19 protein-coding genes and 1 tRNA gene are annotated in these 18,359 nt (G+C 68.3%); 11 read left to right on the top strand and 9 right to left on the bottom strand.

The window, feature by feature from the left end:
- The first annotated feature begins 11 nt into the window (after positions 1 to 11).
- Complete coding sequence (ppa, locus tag AUL30_RS05550; RefSeq protein ID WP_062226882.1) at positions 12 to 548, top strand: inorganic diphosphatase; 537 nt, start codon at positions 12 to 14, stop codon at positions 546 to 548.
- A 54-nt stretch (positions 549 to 602) separates the two neighbouring features.
- On the opposite strand, the gene AUL30_RS05545 is transcribed toward ppa, so the two are convergent.
- Together AUL30_RS05545 and AUL30_RS05540 are read right to left on the bottom strand one after the other, a co-directional pair.
- A complete protein-coding gene (locus AUL30_RS05545) occupies positions 603 to 893 on the bottom strand; it encodes a DUF167 family protein (protein ID WP_062226881.1) in 291 nt (96 codons plus the stop codon).
- On the bottom strand, positions 893 to 1,189 hold the full coding sequence (locus AUL30_RS05540; RefSeq protein WP_062226880.1) for a YggT family protein: 297 nt from the start codon (positions 1,187 to 1,189) through the stop codon (positions 893 to 895). Before AUL30_RS05540 ends, AUL30_RS05545 begins: the two co-directional genes overlap by 1 nt.
- A 132-nt stretch (positions 1,190 to 1,321) precedes the next feature.
- Here AUL30_RS05540 and AUL30_RS05535 point away from each other — a divergent pair.
- Positions 1,322 to 1,397: transfer RNA gene (locus AUL30_RS05535), tRNA-Ala, on the top strand.
- A gap of 409 nt (positions 1,398 to 1,806) precedes the next feature.
- Here AUL30_RS05535 and AUL30_RS05530 read toward each other — a convergent pair.
- Positions 1,807 to 2,184, bottom strand: coding sequence for a helix-turn-helix domain-containing protein (locus AUL30_RS05530; protein WP_062226879.1), 378 nt, complete (start codon positions 2,182 to 2,184; stop codon positions 1,807 to 1,809).
- A 231-nt stretch (positions 2,185 to 2,415) separates the two neighbouring features.
- Between AUL30_RS05530 and AUL30_RS05525 the strand changes: the two genes are divergently transcribed.
- The 8 genes from AUL30_RS05525 (at position 2,416) to AUL30_RS05490 (ending at position 10,793) form a co-directional block, all read left to right on the top strand.
- Entirely contained in the window at positions 2,416 to 3,180 is a 765-nt protein-coding gene (locus tag AUL30_RS05525; RefSeq protein WP_062226878.1) for an SDR family NAD(P)-dependent oxidoreductase, read from the top strand.
- A gap of 177 nt (positions 3,181 to 3,357) precedes the next feature.
- Positions 3,358 to 4,416: an ABC transporter ATP-binding protein gene (locus AUL30_RS05520; protein WP_083507714.1), complete on the top strand. Its 1,059-nt coding sequence runs from the start codon at positions 3,358 to 3,360 to the stop codon at positions 4,414 to 4,416.
- A 28-nt stretch (positions 4,417 to 4,444) separates the two neighbouring features.
- Positions 4,445 to 5,560, top strand: coding sequence for an ABC transporter substrate-binding protein (locus tag AUL30_RS05515; protein ID WP_062226876.1), 1,116 nt, complete (start codon positions 4,445 to 4,447; stop codon positions 5,558 to 5,560).
- Positions 5,561 to 5,627: 67 nt separating this feature from the next.
- Positions 5,628 to 6,572 carry an ABC transporter permease gene (locus AUL30_RS05510; protein ID WP_062226875.1) on the top strand — a complete coding sequence of 315 codons (945 nt, stop codon included), beginning with the start codon at positions 5,628 to 5,630 and terminating at the stop codon, positions 6,570 to 6,572.
- Positions 6,572 to 7,369, top strand: a complete 798-nt coding sequence (locus AUL30_RS05505) for an ABC transporter permease (protein WP_062226874.1) — start codon at positions 6,572 to 6,574, stop codon at positions 7,367 to 7,369. Before AUL30_RS05510 ends, AUL30_RS05505 begins: the two co-directional genes overlap by 1 nt.
- A gap of 32 nt (positions 7,370 to 7,401) precedes the next feature.
- A complete protein-coding gene (hisD, locus tag AUL30_RS05500) occupies positions 7,402 to 8,730 on the top strand; it encodes a histidinol dehydrogenase (RefSeq protein WP_062227044.1) in 1,329 nt (442 codons plus the stop codon).
- A gap of 21 nt (positions 8,731 to 8,751) precedes the next feature.
- Complete coding sequence (hutC, locus tag AUL30_RS05495; protein ID WP_062226873.1) at positions 8,752 to 9,489, top strand: histidine utilization repressor; 738 nt, start codon at positions 8,752 to 8,754, stop codon at positions 9,487 to 9,489.
- An 89-nt stretch (positions 9,490 to 9,578) separates the two neighbouring features.
- Entirely contained in the window at positions 9,579 to 10,793 is a 1,215-nt protein-coding gene (locus AUL30_RS05490) for a hypothetical protein (protein ID WP_192843021.1), read from the top strand.
- 18 nt (positions 10,794 to 10,811) lie between these two features.
- Here AUL30_RS05490 and AUL30_RS05485 read toward each other — a convergent pair whose 3' ends face one another.
- The 6 genes from AUL30_RS05485 to hemC form a co-directional block, all read right to left on the bottom strand.
- On the bottom strand, positions 10,812 to 11,603 hold the full coding sequence (locus AUL30_RS05485; RefSeq protein WP_083507713.1) for a glutamine amidotransferase: 792 nt from the start codon (positions 11,601 to 11,603) through the stop codon (positions 10,812 to 10,814).
- Positions 11,596 to 12,060: a tellurite resistance TerB family protein gene (locus AUL30_RS05480; RefSeq protein WP_062226871.1), complete on the bottom strand. Its 465-nt coding sequence runs from the start codon at positions 12,058 to 12,060 to the stop codon at positions 11,596 to 11,598. Before AUL30_RS05480 ends, AUL30_RS05485 begins: the two co-directional genes overlap by 8 nt.
- 71 nt (positions 12,061 to 12,131) lie before the next feature.
- Positions 12,132 to 13,643: a heme biosynthesis protein HemY gene (locus AUL30_RS05475; protein WP_062226870.1), complete on the bottom strand. Its 1,512-nt coding sequence runs from the start codon at positions 13,641 to 13,643 to the stop codon at positions 12,132 to 12,134.
- Between the two features lie 9 nt (positions 13,644 to 13,652).
- Positions 13,653 to 15,326, bottom strand: coding sequence for an alanine-zipper protein (locus AUL30_RS05470; RefSeq protein WP_062226869.1), 1,674 nt, complete (start codon positions 15,324 to 15,326; stop codon positions 13,653 to 13,655).
- Positions 15,327 to 15,448: 122 nt separating this feature from the next.
- Positions 15,449 to 16,177: a uroporphyrinogen-III synthase gene (locus AUL30_RS05465; RefSeq protein ID WP_062226868.1), complete on the bottom strand. Its 729-nt coding sequence runs from the start codon at positions 16,175 to 16,177 to the stop codon at positions 15,449 to 15,451.
- Positions 16,174 to 17,124 (bottom strand): hydroxymethylbilane synthase, encoded by a 951-nt coding sequence (gene hemC / locus AUL30_RS05460; protein WP_062226867.1) that lies wholly within the window; start codon positions 17,122 to 17,124, stop codon positions 16,174 to 16,176. The genes AUL30_RS05465 and hemC overlap by 4 nt, the downstream gene beginning before the upstream one ends.
- Before the next feature lie 250 nt (positions 17,125 to 17,374).
- Between hemC and tsaD the strand changes: the two genes are divergently transcribed.
- A partial coding sequence (gene tsaD, locus AUL30_RS05455; RefSeq protein ID WP_244490724.1) for a tRNA (adenosine(37)-N6)-threonylcarbamoyltransferase complex transferase subunit TsaD occupies positions 17,375 to 18,359 on the top strand: 985 nt, incomplete at its 3' end.

Raw genomic sequence — 18,359 nt, 5'->3', positions numbered from 1 at the left:
GATGCGAGCTCATGAAGATCGAGGCGATCCCGCGCGGCAAGAACGCACCGGACGACATCAATGTAATCATCGAAGTTCCGGTCGGCGGCCAACCCATCAAGTACGAGATGGACAAGGAGTCGGGCGCCCTCTTCGTGGATCGGTTTCTTTACACGCCGATGGTCTATCCGGGCAATTACGGCTTCATGCCCCACACGCTGTCGGATGATGGCGACCCGATCGACGTCGTCGTCTGCAACACCCGCCCGCTCCTGCCGGGCTGCGTGATCGCCTGCCGCCCGATCGGCGTCCTCAAGATGGAGGACAATAAGGGCCAGGACGAGAAGGTCATCGCGGTGCCCTCCTCCGACATGACGCTGCGCTATGAAAAAGTGCGCGAGCATACGGACCTGCCGGGCATCACGCTCAAGCAGATCGAGCACTTCTTCGAGCATTACAAGGATCTGGAGCCCGGCAAGTGGGTGAAGATCGAGGGCTGGGGCGGCTCGGACGAGGCCAAGCGGCTGATCCGCGAAGCCATCGAGCGCTACGAGACCAAGGGCAAGTAAACTCAAGGTTTTCTCAGACAACGGGCCGCAACGCGGCCCGTTTTCGTATCCCCCTTAAGTTCCGGCGCCGCCGAGCCCCGCCAGGACCGTTTCGAGGTCGGCGGGTTCGGCCTCGATCCGCAGCCTCTTCTCGCGCGATTTGCCGCCGCCCGTCAGACTGATATCCGACCTTGCGAGCCCCAGCGCCTCCGCGACGAGGCGGATCAGCGCGGCATTGGCCTTCCCGTCCTCCGGCACGGCGCGCACACGCGCCTTGAGGTGCCAGCCCTCCGCGCCGCGCTCGGCCGCGTCGATCCGGTCATGGGCGGCTTTCGGCGTCAGCCGCACCGTCAGGAAGACCGCCATCAGTAACCGAGCAGCACCCGGGCCAGCGAATGGACGATGAGCTGCTGCAGGAAGAAGATGCCGAGCAGGACCACCAGCGGCGACAGATCGATCCCGCCGAGATCGGGCAGGATGGCCCGGATCGGCCGGTACAGAGGTTCGGTCACGCGGTACAGGAAGTCGGCGATGGTCGAGACGAACTGGTTGCGCGGATTCACGATGCCGAAAGCGAAGAGCCAGGACAGGACCGCGGAGGCAATGATGATCCACCACAGAATATTGAGGATGAGCAGCATGAGCTGAATGAGGGCGAGCATGGACGATCGTTGCCTTCGATTGGTTTCAAACCCCTGTAGCGCATCCGCACAATCGGGGAAATGCACCAGCGTGTGACAAGCCGCTTGACAGCCCCCGGACCCAGGCCTAGAAGCCACCACGAAATGGTGGACGGGGCTGTAGCTCAGTTGGGAGAGCGCGTCGTTCGCAATGACGAGGTCAGCGGTTCGATCCCGCTCAGCTCCACCAGTTTCCCCTAATTCTCCATCCGATTGTGTTCAGACGGCTGGCTTGGCCGATAACGGTGGTGCGGCAGTTCCAGGCAAAGTTAAGTCGCTCAACCTGCAACGGCGCGCAACTTGTCGAGGCAACCACGACGCGGTGGGCGACTAAGCAACTTTGCAGGCCCTACGCGATGCAAGGCTTCAATGCCGCCAACGTCGGCCTAAAGCGACGGATGTTCGCCTAACATGCCAATCATATCTGACGTGTAAGCGTACCGTCCCGTTCAGATGTGAGTTCATATCTTGAAGCGCATGTTCCATCTCGTCACCGGTGAATGCGGCTTCATAGTCGCGTGCCGCGGCCTGCGGGAAACGAAACTGCCCTACCGATGTGCAGCTTTCGCCAAGCGCAACATGGGCGGTGAAATCGGCCATCAGAAGGACACCCCGTCAGGGTCCACAATATCCTGCCGATCCCGTTTCTCCGCCGTATTCGCCTTCTGCTGTTTCAACCTCGCCGCAAAGGAACGGCCTCGGCGTGGCCCCTGTTCCGTCATCAAGGCCAGCCCCAGATCGTCCTTACGGATATCGACGATGTCAGCCAAACGCTCCAGAAGGCCCAGCACAAGGAGAACTTCGGCAAGCGTTCCTGTGGCAACGCCCGGATCGCCCCGCTCGAGGCGGGCGATGGAGCTCGTCGATGTTCCTGAACGCAAAGCAAGGTCCGCCATGGTGATGCCACGACGCAGACGCGCGTAGCGGATATCCTGGCCCAGCCGCTCCAGTGCCGGTTTAACTTTCGGGGAACCCATAAGAACAATCCATATCTGATCGACAGGGCGACACAAGATTTCATATTTGGAGTATTACATCGTTCTCGATGAGGTTTCCATCCAACGCTCCCTGACGTGGGCGCGTCTCGTTTAAGGGCTGCAGAATGACTGAGAAAGCACGCCCTAGCTGCGACCGTGCAGACTTGGCGGCCGGTTGCCGCCCGTATAGGTTCGTCCTCCGGTAGCGCTTCATCACTTTGGGGACCGTCGATGTCCGATCTCTTTTCGCTGGCTGGCCGCAAGGCCCTGGTGACGGGCGGGAGCCGTGGGCTTGGGCGGGCCATTGCGTTGGCGCTGGCTGCGGCGGGGGCGCAGGTGGCCGTCACGGCGCGCCGGCGGGAGGCGTTGGAGGAGACGCTCGCACAGCTTCATGCGCAGGGCGGGCAGCATGTCGGGCTGGCGCAGGATGTCAGCCGAACGGGCGCGGCGGAGAGTAGTGTGGCAGAAGCGCGCGAGGCGCTGGGCGGGCTGAATATCCTGGTCAACAATGCCGGAATCGAAGAGGTCCGGGCGTCGGAGGCGGTCGATGAGGCGCTGTGGGACCGGATCGTCGATACCAACCTGAAGGGCGCCTTCTTCATGGCGCAGGCGGCCGCGCGGCATATGGCGGACAGCGGCGGCGGGGCCATCGTCAATCTCTGCTCGCTGACATCCTTCGTCGGCGTTCCGACCGCGGTGCCCTATGGCGCGTCGAAGACGGGGCTGCTCGGCATGACGCGGGCTCTGGCCACGGAATGGGCCGGCCGGTCGATCCGCGTCAACGCCATCGCGCCCGGCTATTTCCGCACGGCCATGACGGAAGGCTTTTATGCCGACGCGCAATGGGAAGCCCGGATGCTGGACCGGATCCCGCAAGGGCGGTTCGGTCGCGATGCCGATGTCGGCGGGGCGGTCGTGTTCCTGTGCAGCGACGCGGCCGCCTATGTCACCGGCCATTGCATTCCGGTCGATGGTGGCTATCTCGCCTCCATCTAAGTGCTCATAAGAGCGGCATGCCCACAACTTGACCGGCTTGTACGCTCCTGTATAGACAAGTCGATGGGACCCCTTGGGACGGGTCGTTTGGAGTGGTGCATGGCGCGTGACGGTTCACCCGCAGCCTTGACGAACGCGGACCCGGCCTCGGCTGCCGTTTCCGTGCGCGACGTGGCGATGATCTATGGCGACGTGCACGCCGTGCGGCAGGCATCCTTCGACCTGGCCAAGGGCCGCTTTCTGACGATCCTCGGCCCATCCGGCTCGGGCAAGACGACGCTCCTGCGAATGATCGCCGGCTTCGACGCGCCGAGCCGGGGCGAGATCTTCATCAACGGCCAACCGGTGAGCGCCGTGCCGCCGCACCGCCGGGCCATCGGCATGGTCTTCCAGAAGCTTGCGCTCTTTCCCCACATGACGGCGGCCGAGAACGTCGCCTTCCCTTTGAAGATGCGGCGCTTCGATGCGCGGCAGATCCCGGACCGGGTGGAACGCTACCTCGATTTGGTGCGCCTTGGCGGCTATGGCGGCCGGCGCGTTCACGAATTGTCGGGCGGCCAGCAGCAGCGCGTCGCCATTGCCCGGGCCCTTGTCTTCGAGCCTGACCTTCTCCTGCTCGACGAGCCGCTCGCCGCGCTCGACCGCAAGCTGCGCGAGGAAATGCAGCTTGAATTCCGGCGCATCCAGAAAGAGCTCGGCGTGACGACCATCAACGTCACGCATGACCAGCGCGAAGCGCTGGTGGTTTCGGACGAGATCGTCGTCATGGATGGCGGGCTGATCCAGCAGAAGGCGGCGCCGGTCGAAGCCTATCGCGCACCGGCCAACGCCTTCGTGGCGAACTTCATCGGCGTCACCAACTTCCTGCCGGGCCGGGTCCTGTCCCGCACCGGGCCGGATTTGTCGATCGCGGTGGCGGGCCTGAGCCTGCCGGGCCGCGCCGTCGGCGACGCGCTCGATCCCGGCCGCGCCTGCGCCGGCGCGGTGCGCGCCGAACAGGTGCGGATCGCCTCTGTGGACGCCGGACTTTCCGGGCTCGATACGGTGCTTGCCGGCCGTATTACCGATGCCATCTTCGAGGGTGAGCGGGTCGTCTACGAGGTCGAGGCCGAGTCCCTACCCGGGCAACGGCTGCGCGTTTTCGACCACGATCCGGAAGGCCATGCGCAATTTGGCCCGGGCGCCTGTGTGGCGCTGGGCTGGAATGCCCGTGACCTGCATGTCTTCAGTCAGTAGCACTCCATCCCAAACCGCGGGGGCCAGAATGTCGAACGAGAACTTCCTGTCGAAATCCATCCGGCGGCGCACGCTCCTTGCCTCGATGGGCGCACTTGGCGCAGGCGCCATGCTGCCGGGCCTCGGCCTGTCGCGCGCCTTTGCGCAGGAGCCGGAAAAGCCGACCGAAATCATCGTGCGGGCATGGGGCGGAAGCTGGGTGGACGCCCTCAAGGCCGGCGTCTCCGACAGCTTCACCGAACAGACGGGCATCGCCGTCCGCCACGACCTGACCGAAGACAACGAGATCCAGCCCAAGATCTGGGCGGCCGTGGCGCAGAAGCGCGTGCCGCCCATCCATGTGAACTGGGACACGACCACCAACGCCACCAAATCGGCGCTGCGCGGCGTGACGGAGGACCTGTCGGACCTGCCGAACCTCAAGAACACGACCGAGCTTGCCAAGCCGGTCGGGCTGGACGGCTATCCGATCGTCAACACCTATGGCTATGTCTACGTGCTGGCCTTCCGCCCCTCGGCCTTCCCCGATGGGCCGCCGACCTCCTGGAAGGACCTTCTGGACCCGCGCCTGAAGGGCCGCATCGCCCTGTATAATGACGGGATCGGCTTCCACTTCCCGGCGCAGATCGCCGGCGGGGGCACCCTGGCCGGCATTCCGAACGACATGCAGCCGGCCTGGGACTTCATCGCCAAGGTCAAGGAGCAGGAGCCGCTCCTGGGCGAGGATCCGGACTTCACCGCCTGGTTCCAGAAGGGAGAGATCGACGCCGCCTGCACCATCTCGACCAATGCGCGCGAGGCGCGCAAGAACGGCATCGAGATCGATTGGGTCGTGCCGGAGGAAGGCGCCAAGTTCGATACGGACGGGCTGTGGATCCCGCAGGGCCTGCCCGCGAACGAGCTCTATTGGGCCAAGGCCTATATCAACCACGCGCTCGATCGCCAGGCGCAGCAGGTCTGGCTCGACGGGCTCGGCCTGCCGGGCGTGGTCCCCGGCCTGACGCCGCCGGCCGATCTTGTCGGCAACCCGGCCTATCCGACCACGGAAGAGGATTTCAAACACCTCATCCGCATCTCGTCCAAGGTGCAGGTCGAGAACGAGAGCCAGTGGTTCGCAAAGTTCAAGGAAATCATGCAGGGCTGATGCCGATCGAAAGGCCGGCGGGCGGAGAGTGCCCGCCGGCCCTTCGGGCGAACAAGGAAGGCCCACCATGCGTCGATCCCGCTCTGCCTACCCGCTGACCTGGCGCCTGATGGACGGCCTGGAGGCTGTCGCGGGCCGTGTCTGGCCCGCCCGCCTGGCGCCGGGCCTGCCCTATCTGATGCTGCTGCCGGCTCTGCTTCTCGTCGGCGTGCTGGTGCTCGGGCTGGTGCAGATCGGCGATACGAGCCTGCGCACGCTCGATACCAGCACCTTCCTGATGTCCGAGACGCTGACGCTCGACAATTACCGCAGGGCCCTGTCCGAGCCCTTCTTCGCCACCGTGGCCGGCCGCAGCCTCCTGGGCGCGCTGATCGTCACCGTGGCGACGCTGATCCTCGCCCTGCCCTATGCCTATGTCATGGTGCGCACCCCGTCGGCGGGCTTGCGCAAGCTCCTGCTCGTCGCCCTGTTCCTGCCCTTCTTCATCGGGCAGGTGGTCAGGGCCTATGGCTGGCTCATCATTCTGGGCAACCAGGGCATGGTCAACGAGGCGTTGGGCCTTGTCGGCGTGGCGCCGATCCGCCTTCTCTACAACTACCCGGCCGTCCTGTTCGGACTGGTGCAGTACATGCTGCCCTTCGCCGTCCTGATGCTGGCGCCGGCCCTGACCGCCATTCCGGCAGAGATGGAGCTGGCGGCGGGCTCGCTCGGGGCCGACTGGGTCCGCACCTTCCGCCATGTCGTGCTGCCGCTGTCCCGGCCTGGCCTCGTCGGGGCGGGTCTCGTCGTGGGGACCCTGTCGCTGACGGAGTTCGCCATACCGGCCATCCTCGGCGGCGGGACGCAGGACTTCGTCGCCAATGCCATCTACGACCAGTTCTTCCGCACCTCGGACCAGGGCATGGGCGCCACGCTGACGCTCCTTCTGGTCGCCATCGGCTCGGTGCTGGTCGGGGTCGTCTTCATGCTGTTCGGAGCGGGAACCCTCGCTCTGGAAGGGCAGCGCCGCTGATGGACGCCAGAAGCAAGACGATCACCCTTTGGACCTTCGTCATCGCGGCGATCGTCATCCTGTCCGCGCCGACCATCGTTGTGCTCGGTGCCTCCTTCACCGCCGGCAACATCATCACCTTCCCGCCGGAGGGTTTCTCGCTCCAATGGTACGAGCGGATCGCCGGCGCGCGGGACCTGCGCCAGGCCTTCCTGCGGTCTCTGGCCGTCGCCGCCATCTGCACGGCGGTGGCCATTCCCGTCGGAACCCTGGCCGGCATCGCACTGGCCAAGTACCGGCCGCGCTTCGCCCGGTCGATCCAGATCTACCTGCTCCTGCCCTTCACCATCCCGCTGATCGGATCTGGCATCGGCATGATGCTCGTCTTCGGGGAACTCGGCATATTGGGGCGGATCTGGCCGGTGGGCCTTGCCTGCTGCGTGATCAACCTGCCCTTCATGATCTGGGCCGTCACGGCGAGCGCCAGCAATCTGAGCCCGGATTTGGATCTGGCGGCCGCCAATTGCGGTGCGCCGCCCCTGCAGCGCTTCCTCTATATCACGCTGCCGGCGGTCGCGCCGGGGATCATCACCGGCTCGCTCCTGATGTTCATCCTGGCGCTCAATGAGTTCCTGGTCAGTCTTCTGTTGACCGACGCGCGCAGCGTGACGCTGCCTGTCCAGATCTACAACTCGATCCGCTCCATCATCACGCCCGATCTCGCCGCGATCTCGGTCGTCTTCATCGCCTGCGCGGCGCTCGCCATCGCCCTGCTCGACCGGCTCGTCGGGCTGGACATCTTCCTGAAATCCAAATGATGCGCGCGCACCCCGCGCGGGAGAAGCCTTCGATGACCGACGTCTCGTTTCACGACTATGCCACGCTCGGCGCCACGGAGCGGAGCGCGCTCCTGGCGCGGTCCGAGACGGACCTGTCGAGCTTTCTGGAGCGCGTGGCCCCGATCATCGAAGCCGTCCGGACCGAAGGCGACGCCGCGCTGGCACGCTTCGGCCAGGAGTTCGACAAGGCCGCCCTATCACCCGATCGGCTGAAGGTGAGCGAAGCGGAGTTCGAGGCGGCCTTCGACGCCGTCGACGGCGCGGTGGTGGAATCGATCCGCTTCGGCATCGACAATATCCGCCGCTTCCACGAGGAGCAGAAGCCCGAGCCCATGTGGCTGAAGGAGATCCGCCCCGGCGCCTATGCGGGCGATCGCTTCACGCCGATCCGGTCCGTCGCGCTCTATGTTCCCCGTGGCAAAGGCTCCTTCCCCTCCGTCACCATGATGACCTCGGTGCCGGCCATGGTTGCCGGTGTGCCGGAGCTGTCCATCGTCACGCCGCCCGCGCCGGACGGCGGCGTGGATGCTGCGACGCTGGTCGCCGCGCGATTGGCCGGGGTGGACACCGTCTACAAGGTCGGCGGGGCGCAGGCCGTGGCGGCGGTCGCCTACGGCACCGAGACGGTCCGCCCGGCGCTCAAGATCGTGGGTCCCGGCAGCCCCTTCGTCGTGGCGGCCAAGCGCGCCCTTGCGGGCGTGATCGATACGGGCCTGCCGGCCGGCCCGTCCGAAGTGGTCATTCTGGCGGACGATACGGTGCATGGCGGGCTGGCGGCGCTCGATCTCCTGATCGAGGCGGAGCACGGGCCGGACTCGTCGGCCTATCTCGTCACCCACAGCCGCCGCGTGGCGGAGGAGGCGCTGGCCGCGCTGCCGGAGCACTGGGCGCGCATGAGCCCGCAGCGGGCCGACTTCTCCAGAGCGGTCCTGTGCGGCCGCCATGGCGGCATCGTCCTGACCCGGTCGGTCGAGGAAAGCTACGACTTCGTCAATGCCTACGCCCCCGAGCATCTGGAACTCCTGTCGCAGGAGCCCTTCCTGCATCTCGGTCACATCACCGAGGCTGCCGAGATCCTGATGGGCACGCATACGCCGGTCAGCATCGCGAACTTCGCCCTCGGCCCCAACGCCGTTCTGCCGACCAGCCGCTGGGCGCGCAGCTTCGGGCCCCTGTCGGTGACCGATTTCGTCAAGCGCAGCTCCATTGGCTACGTGACCGCGCCGGCCTATCCGGAATTTGCCGGACATGCGCGGCGGCTGGCCGAGTATGAGGGCTTCTCGTCCCACGCGCTGGCCGTGTCGGAGCTGCGGGACACCTATCTCAAGCCGCGCGGCTGACGGATGGACGGAGGCAGCGGGATGGACACGCTCCCGGACGATGCCGCGCCGCTCTATGAGAAGGTGAAGACGCTCGTCCTCGACAAGATCCGCTCCGGGGCCTGGCCGAGCAACAGCCGCCTGCCGTCCGAAAACATGCTCGTCGCCCAGCTCGGCCTGTCGCGCATGACGGTCAACCGCGCCCTGCGGGAGCTGACGGCGGCGGGCATTCTGCGGCGCATCCAGGGGGTCGGCACCTTCGTCGCACCGGCGCGCCCGCAATCCACCTTGATCGAGGTCACCAGCATCGCGGCCGAGATCGCCGCACGCGGCGGGCGACATCACGCCGCCGTGCTCGTGCTGGAAACCGTCGCCCGGCCGGCCCCGGACGTGGTGCTGGCCTTCGAGTTCGACGCCATGCGTCCGGTGGATCATTCGGTGATCCTGCATCACGAGGATGGCGTGCCGGTGCAGATCGAGGAGCGCCACGTGAACCCGGACCTGGTGCCCGACTATACACAGCAGGATTTCACCGCCATGACGACCTTCGACTACCTCCAGCATGCGACGCCCATGACCGAGGTCGAGCATCTGATCGGTGCCGTGCCGGCCGGGTCGCAGGCGGCGCAGAGGCTCGGCATCGCGCCGGGTTCCTGCTGCCTCGTCCTGCACCGCAAGACCTGGACGGGGCGTGTCGTGGCGACGGTCAACAGCTTTACCTATGTGGGGGAACGGAGCTGGCTCGGCAGCCGCTACGCCCTGCAGGCGGGGCGGCCATGACGGCTCCCATTTCGGCCCCTGTGACGCCCCCCATGCGCACGCGCGAGATCCGCGCGGCGGCCCGCGCGGGCGATGGCCGGGCCGAGGCGATGCTGGCCACGTTCCTTCAGGATCTCTTCGCCATCGCGCCCGGCAACGTGACCATCAACCGGGACCAGTACAGCCTCAACTCGCTGAACGGCTTCTTCGACACGCCCGACGGCGCCTTCTTCTTCAAGTTCCACCAGGAAGACGGGGAGGAGACCATGTCGGGCGAGTATTACCGCGCCGACATCCTGGCCCGAGCCGGTCTTCCCGTGGACATGCCCGTCCTGTCCTCGACCCTGCCGGGCGAGCAGATCCTGGTCTATCGGCGGCGGTCGGACCCGCGCTTTTCCGACGTGCTGCGCGCGCTGGACATGGTTGCGGACCCGGCCGGCATTGCGGCGGCAGCGCGTGCGGAGCATGTCCTGTCAGGCCACCTCATGGAGGTCTTCGCCCGCACGCTGCACCCCATCACCGCGCAGGACAGCGCGCGCGAGCCCATCCACCGTCTGTTCCACGACCGGCTCGTGGACCTGCCGTCCGGGCACTATCCCGGGGGGCGCCTCGCCGCCTTCTATGTCGGCAAGCGCTTCGCCTTTCCGGGGGCGGAGCTCGACTGGCCGACGCTCGCCACCAGCCGGGTCCGCATCAACGGCATTCTCTACCGCGATACGATCGGCGGTCTCTTCGATGCCGCCCGCCAGCGCCTCGAGCCCACGCGCCTTGCCGATGCCGGCGGCGTCGTCGCGCATGGAGACGCGCACAATGCCAATGTCTGGTACGTGGCGGGCCGGGACGGGCCCGAGCTTCGCTTCTTCGATCCGGCCTTCGCCGGCGAGCATGTTCCGACCCTCCTGGCCGAGGTCAAGAGCACATTCCACAACATCCTCGCCCATCCCGTCTGGCTCTACGAACCCGACGAAGCGCAAAAGCGCTACGCGGCGAGGGTGCGGCACAACGGCGACATCATCGACATCGAAACCGACTTCGCCCCCTCGCCGGTGCGTCAGGCGCTTCTGGCCGTCAAGCGCGATGCGCTCTGGCGCCCGCTCCTGGCCCTGCTGGCGGCGCAGGGGCTGCTTCCCGATGATTGGCGCCGGGTCATCCGGCTCGCCGCCTTCCTGTGCCCGACGCTGGTCATGAACCTGCGAGCGGGGGCGGCAAGCCACAATCCGACATCTTCGGCCATCGCCATCGCCGTCGCGGTCATGGCCGGAAGCGAGCCGGAAGCCGGTGCGCGGGACCTTATGTCCGACTTTCTCGATGCGATCGCGCCCTGACGCTGCCGGGGCGGGGGCTCAGTCCCGGCCGGCCGGACCGCCGAAGATGAGGCCCAGCATCTGCTCAAGCCAGCGGCGGACGGGCGCGTCGTGCATGGCACGGCCGGTGAAATGCGCCTTGCGCGCCTGCGCGCCGGGGAGCGACAGGCGTTCATGGCCGTGCGTCGTCCAGCGATGGAGCATGGCGAGGGTCAGCTCGGCATGGAACTGGACGCCATAAGCGTTGCGCCCATAGCGGAACGCCTGGTGCGGGAAGGCTTCGCCCGTTGCCAGAAGCGTCGCGCCGGACGGCATGCCGAAGCCTTCGCGGTGCCACTGATAGACCATGGGCGGCCAGTGCGGCAGGAGCTGGCGGCCCTCCAGCGTGGGCCGCAGCGGGTAGTAGCCGACCTCCACGATCCCGTCCGGCCTTGGGCCGACCGCGGCGCCGAGATGCTTGGCCAGCATCTGCGCGCCGAGGCAGATGCCCAGAAACGGTTTGTCCTCCGCCAGGGGAACCTTCATCCACTCGACCTCGGCCCGCAGATGCGGGTCGGCATCATTGGCACTGGGCGGCCCGCCGAAGACAATCGCCCCGCGGTGCTCGTCCAGCGTTTGCGGCAAGGCATCGCCGAGGACCGGGCGCCGAATGTCAAGCTGCACGCCGGCCTGTTCCAGGATCTGCCCGACGCGGCCCGGCGTCGACCGTTCCTGGTGCAGGACCACCAGGACAGGGCGCGCATCGGTGATGGCAGATATCTCGTAGCGGCGCTCGGCCTCCGCTTCCGATCCGATCCGGTGGCGCAATGGCGTCGTGTCGCCGTCAGGCATGTCCTCGAATCCGCTCGGCCGCATCCTGGCGCGCTTCGACCCGCTGGCGCGTGGAGACGCCGAGCAGTTCGGAAATCCGCCAGATCAGATTGTCTTCCAGCTCGCCCACATGGCCGTCGGCCAGGCTGATTTCCCACAGCGCCCGCACGAAGCGCAGGCGCGCCTCTTCATCGTAATGGCGCATCAGGACGCTGGTGAAGGTGTAAAGGTCCACCGCCTCCTCATCGGCGCGGCGACCGGCATCGACCAGCCGCCCTGCGTCCTGGCGGTCGATCCCGAACCGTTCCGCCACGAGGTCCTGCAAGCGCACCGCTTCCGCATCGGTGACCGCTCCGTCGGCGGAGGCGATGTGCGACAGGAGCGCGGCCATGGCCACACGGGGATCGTCGTCGAGCGTCCCGTGCGGGCGCGTATCCGGGGCAAGACCGTCCAGGAACTCCTTGAGGCGCTCCAGCATGCGTGACCATCCATCGTGGCAGGGCGGATCAGGCCGCCATGTTCGTTCAGGGCAGCCGCGATGTAAAGATTCTATAGGTTGAAACGCGCGTCCTTGCGCTGCGCGTAATCCGCCTCCCGCGGCGGGGACGGCGGCACGGGCCCGGGATCGGTCGCGTCGGTGGTCGGCTGCGTGTCCGGTTGCGCCGTCACGGCCGGAACGGGGGCCGGCGCGGCGATCTGCCCGCTGTCGGGCGTTGCCTCAGTGCTGCGCGCGGGAATGGCGATATTGTCCAGAAGCGGCGCATCCAGGGCATCGCCTTCGACCGGCACGCGCCAGCGGAAGGCGTCGATCCGGCCGGTCGCCGGCGAGAAGGGGCGCCACTCCCGGCTAACGATGCCGTCCGCCGTCCAGGCCGGATCCTTCGGCGCGCGCAAGGCGCGCTGCATATAGGCCCGCACGCGCGCGTCCGGTCCGCCTTCGGCTTCCTCGATATCGGCCAGGAGGAGATAGGCGTTTTCACGCGGGGCACGCTCGGCGACCCATTCGGCTTCGCTCCGCGCCAGGGCGTAGTTCCGGGCCTCGAAGGCGGCATGCGCCACGGCGAGGCGCGATTCGGGGCTGTCGGGGTGGTAGCCCGCAAGGCGCTGCGCGCGGCGCAGGCGCTCCTCGGCATTGTCGCCCGGGTTCAGATGGATATAGGCCTGCGCCACATCGGGGTGCGGCTCCACGCGCCAGGAGGCCTCCAGCACCTTCTGGGCCTTGCGCGCATCGCCCAGCCGCAGACTGGCGCGGGCCGCCAGGAGCGCGGCGGGCACCAGGTCGGGGCTGAGTTTCTGGGCTTCGCGCGCTGCGTTGCGCGCGCCGGCCGGGTCGGCATCCGCCAGCGACATCGCCTTGCCGGCCAGGAGCACCGCGCGCAGGCGCTGGCTCTCGCTCTTTTCGACCAGGCGGGAATTGCGCTGCGCCTCCAGAATGGCCAGGGCGCCGTCATAGTCTCCTTCGGCGGCCTTGAGTTCCAGGACGGCGCCGCCGGCCCAGGGAACATGCGGTGCAATGCGCACGGCGCGCTCGGCATACTGGCGCGCGGCGCTCGTATCGTTCACCCGTTCGGCGTTGAGGTACAGGCCCCGCAACGCCAGAAGGCGCGTATCGGGATCGTGCTCCATGCTTTCGAACACGCGCCGTGCCCGGGCGTGGTCGCCCTCGATCATCGCCGTCTGCGCATCCAGGAAGCGCAGGAGCGGCTCCTTGTCGGAGGACAGGAGCTTACGGCCCTGCCGCTCCATGCGGCGCGCCGTGGCGGCATCGCCCGCGCCGGCCGCCAGGATGCCGCTGGACAGGGCACGATAGCCCCGGTCACGGCGCCGGCCGTCGAAGAAGCGGCCAATCCGGTCCGGCGCGCCGAAGAGGGTCTGCAAGAGCCAGAACACGAGGACGGCCCCGACGACGAGCAGCGCCAGGGCGATGATCACGACCATGAAGGTGGTGCGCAGCTCCTGCCCCTGCCAGACGACCGTGACGCTGCCCGGATGATCGGCCAGCCACGCAAAGCCGAGGCCAGCCGCCAGCACCACGAGAAAGAATGCGAGGATACGCAACATGTCTTGGCCTCAATCGGCGGTGGCAGGTGTGACGGGATTGCCGGAAATGGCGCCCGTCAGCGCCTGGTCCAGCAGCGTATCGGCATTGTGACGGGCCCGCACGCGGGCCGTATAGTCCGCACCCGCCTGACGCGCGGCGTCGGGAAGGCTTTCCTCCTGCGACAGATAGGCGCCGAGATCGCCGCTGCGCAGGGCCGCGCTCATGCGGCCGACCGCGCCCTCGGGGCCCTCGGCCGTATCGGCGGCCGCCCCTTCCGGGCGCACGGTCACGAGCGAACGCAGGCCGGCCATGAGCTGGTCGCCGACCGGCGCGGTCGCGCTGTCCGGCCGCAAGGCGAGCAGCATGGCGCGCTCGACATCCGGCCATTCGCCCTGGAGCGTCGCCAGGGTCGGCACACCGGAGGCGGCGCTGTCGCGCAGCCCGTCGACCTTTTCCGGCGCGCCGGAAGCGGTGGCATAGGCCTCGAGCTCCGGCGCGAAAGGCCCGCCGCGGTCGATCGCCGCCTTGAGGCCGGCTGCCGCCAGCGCCGTGCCCGCCTGGCGGTTCGAAGCCTCGATCGCGTCGAGGCGGTCTTCCATCTGCGTCACGGACTGCTGGATCTGGTCCGCGCTCTCGCGCGCCCCGGTGGCGGCCTGCGTGGCGGCATCGGCCGTCTGCGTCGCGCCGGCCGCGGCATCGCGGGCGGCCTGGACGTTCTGCGTGAGCTCGTCCACGGTCCCGCGCAGGGCATCGAGCCCGGATGTCAGATCGCCGGAGGCGGTGTTGCCATTCTGCAGGCTGCGCTCCATCGCCGCCAGGCGATCGCTCAGCGCGGCAAAATCGGTGGCCGAGACCGGCGAGGTCGTCGCGCCGCCGGCGGCCTGGGCCGATTGAAGCTGCTCCACCGATTCGCGCAGCGTCGTCAGATCGCCCGTCAGGCGTTGGACTTCCCCGGCCGAGGCGAACTGCGTGGCGGCGGGCTGTGATGTGGGGAGACCCGGCAGAATGCCGGAATAGAGGAGGATGCCGCCGCCGACCAGAGCCACCAGGCCACCGCCGAGTGCCGCCCCGATCAAGGAGCCGGCCGACGGTGGAACCGGCTGGACATCGGGTTCGCGGTAGGGGGCAGGGTCGGACGCCGGCACCGCCTCGGGCTCGGCTGCCGAGGTGACGGTCTCATCATCGTCGAACTCGGACAGGTCCGCATGCGACAGGGGCCGGGTGAAGCCTTCCTCGGCTGCGAAACGCTCGGTTGCGTCGTCCTTGGGTGCGGCGGGTGCGGCCGTTGCGTCCCCGGCCTTTGTGGCTCCGGTTCTGTCCGCCTCCTGCTGCGCGGCCTGGTCGGCCAGGCCCTCGCCCGGCGCGGGCCTGGCCTGCTGGCTCGGCGCCGGCAGGGGCGTCGTCACCGCGCGGCGCGCTCCGGGCGCCGCCTTCCGGGTGCTGTCCGTTTCGGGTTCGGGCGTGACCGCCGCTGCCTTGGTGGCGAAGCCCGCGGCGCTGGCCGTCGGCGCCGGCGGCGCGGTGGCCGCCACGTCGTCCACGCTCGCCGGCGCGTCCGGTGGCGTCACGGGCGGAACCGGTGTGTCCGACGCAGCCGGCGCGGGTGTCGACGCATCCGGCCCGGACGCTTCCTGCGCGGTCAGATCGATGGTCTTCGAGGGCGTCGTGTCACCCACCTTTGACCGGCGCGGACGATTCGCCATACGCTTCTCCCGTTCCCTCTCGCCGCGGCGCCGATTCGGCCGCGGCTCACTTTTAATCCGTCGCAAGGATCAGGTCCGATCCCCGCATCATGGCGCGAGCGCCCCCCCGGACGGGGCCGCGCTCACTGCATGTAGCGCCTTGTTTCCAGACTGCAACGATCGTTTTCGAGCATCGCCAGCAACCCGTCCAAGGCCGGAACGGGAGAAACGACGCAATTGTGGAGAAGACGCGGCGGCAGGGCCTGCGCAATCCGCGCCGACAGGCAATAGGGGCGCGGCCCGACCATGCCGTCCGGCACGAGCGCCGCAAAGGCGCGCGCCTGCCCGGCCGACAGAAGCAGCGCGCAATCGGGGGCCGTGGCCCCGGTCATGGCCGCGCGCTCGGCAGGCTCCGGCGCCCGGAAGACGACATCGTAGCATTCCCGCACGATCACCGCGCGCCCCGCCGCCGCCAGGGCCAGCTCCAGGTCGGGCCGGCGGTCCACGCCGGCGGCGTAGAGGAGCGGCCCGTCGCCCGGCCCCTCCTGCATGAGAAGCGCGGCCAGAGATTGCGCGCTGCCCGCTGCCGCGACCACATCGGCAAAGCCGGCCGCGCGGGCATTGCGGGCGGTGGCGGGCCCAACGGCGAAGACACGCCGTCCATCGCCGGCATAGTGGCGTTGGAGCCAGGCGATCGCATGCGCGCTGGTGATAAGGAACCCCGTCACGGCGCCGGCTTCGGGCGGCGGTGGCGGATCCAGCCGGACAACCGTTTCCAGCGGCATGATGAGGGCTGCCATCCCCCGTGCCTGCAAGGCGTCGGCCGTTTGTCGCGCCGCCGCCGCCTCCCGCAGGACGAGGACGCGGATCACCGTGCCCAGCCCTCGAAAAAGCCCGGTCCGGCCCTGCCAAGAAGGGTGCGGCCGAGCGCCGTTCCGAGCGCCTCGGCTTCGTCCGCCGGCCCGCTGACCCGGTCCTCGTGCATGGCGGTGCCATCGGGCGTCAGGATCATGCCATGGAGATCGAGCCGGTCATCGGCGCCACATCGCGCCAGAGCGGCGATGGGCGTGCGGCACGAACCGTCCAGAACCCGAAGGAGCGCACGTTCGGCCGTCAGCTCCAGGCGTGTCGCACGATGGTCGAGCGGAGCCAGCAGCGCGGCGATGCGCTCATCGCCGATACGGCTCTCGACGCAGATGGCGCCCTGCCCCGGCGCGGGCGGAAAGCGGTCTGCATCGAGGATTTCCGTCGCCACATGCGCCATGCCCAGCCGGTTCAGGCCAGCCAGGGCCAGAAGCGTGCCGTCCGCCGCGCCCGCCTCCAGCTTGGCGAGGCGGGTCTGCACATTGCCGCGGAAGATCGACAGGGTCAGGTCCGGGCGCAGCCGCCGGATCAGCGCCTGCCGGCGCAGCGATGCGGAGCCCACATGCGCCCCGGGCGCAAGCTCGGCAAGGCGCGGCGCCGTGCGTCCGATGAAGACATCCCGCACGTCCTCCCGCTCCAGGAAGGCGGCCAGATGCAGCCCGGCCGGCAATTGCGTGGCCATGTCCTTGGACGAATGCACCGCCAGGTCGAGGCGGCCGGACAACAGCCCCTCCTCGATCTCGAGCGTGAAGAGGCCCTTGCCGCCCACTTCCGACAGAGCGCGATCCTGGATCCGGTCCCCCGCCGTGGACATGACCACGATGGCGATGTCCTCTTCGGACAGGCCATGGGCCGCCATCAGGAGGTCGCGGACCTGATGCGCCTGCGCCAAAGCGAGCCGGCTTCCCCGCGTGCCGATGCGGATGGGGCCCTTCGAGCTGCGGTGGTCTGTCATGCTGCGCTTCACGTATCCCTTGGCCTGCCCGTGGAGGATGGCGTGCCTTGTCTAGAATCTTTCGAGCCAGGATAGAAGCCTTTGCCGCGGGTCGGCCCGCCGGTTGCGACATGCCCACCGGGGGTGTGGCGCTTTGCCGTGCGAAACGCTATGTCGGCAGGCGAACATGAGGAGCCGTCGACCCTTGCAGGACAGCGTCACGCGGCCGGCATCCGGCGGAACGGTACCGCCCGCGCGGCCCGCCCGAACCATACTCGGCCTGGAATCGAGCTGCGACGAAACCGCCGCAAGCATCGTCGCGCGGGGTGCGGACGGCACGGCGCGCATCCTGTCCAATATCGTCTACAGCCAGGTCGAAGACCATGCCGCCTATGGCGGCGTCGTTCCGGAGATCGCCGCCCGGGCGCATGTCGAGGCCATGGACGGCATCGTGCGGGCCGCCTTGGCAGAGGCCGCCATCCGGATCGACGCGCTCGACGCCGTGGCGGCGACGACGGGGCCGGGCCTTGTCGGCGGGCTTATCGTGGGCGCGATGACCGGCCGGGCCATCGCCGCCGCGCGCGATATTCCCTTTCTCGGCATCAACCATCTGGAAGGGCACGCGCTGACGCCGCGGCTGACCGACGGGATCGCCTATCCCTATCTCCTTCTCCTCGTGTCGGGCGGCCACAGCCAGATCATCCTGGTCCGCGGCCTCGGCCAGTACGAGCGCTGGGGCACGACGATCGATGATGCGCTGGGCGAAGCCTTCGACAAGACCGCCAAGCTGCTCGGCCTGCCGCATCCGGGCGGACCGTCGGTCGAGCGGATGGCCAGTGCGGGCAATGCCGCGCGGTTCCGCCTTCCCCGCCCCATGAAGGGCGACCCGCGCCTCGACTTTTCCTTTTCGGGCCTGAAGACGGCCGTGCGGCTGGCCGCCGAGGCGGCGAGCCCGCTGTCGGACAACGACGTGGCAGACTTGAGCGCCGCGTTCCAGGCGGCTGCGGCCGACAGCCTGGGGGACCGCGTCGACCGCGCCCTGGCGCGGCTGCGCACCGTCCTGCCGGCCGGCACGCAAGCCGTGCTTGCGGTGGCGGGCGGCGTTGCCGCCAATCAGGCGATCCGCGCAGCGCTGACGGCGGCGACCGCGCGCCACGGTGCGCAGCTCGTGGCGCCGCCGGCGGCCCTGTGCACCGACAATGCGGCCATGATCGCCTATGCAGGGCTGGAGCGGCTGGAGGCGGGGCTGATTCCCG

Source organism: Aureimonas frigidaquae (assembly GCF_001463905.1).
Lineage (GTDB): Bacteria > Pseudomonadota > Alphaproteobacteria > Rhizobiales > Rhizobiaceae > Aureimonas > Aureimonas frigidaquae.
This window is presented reverse-complemented; position numbering and strand designations above follow the sequence as displayed.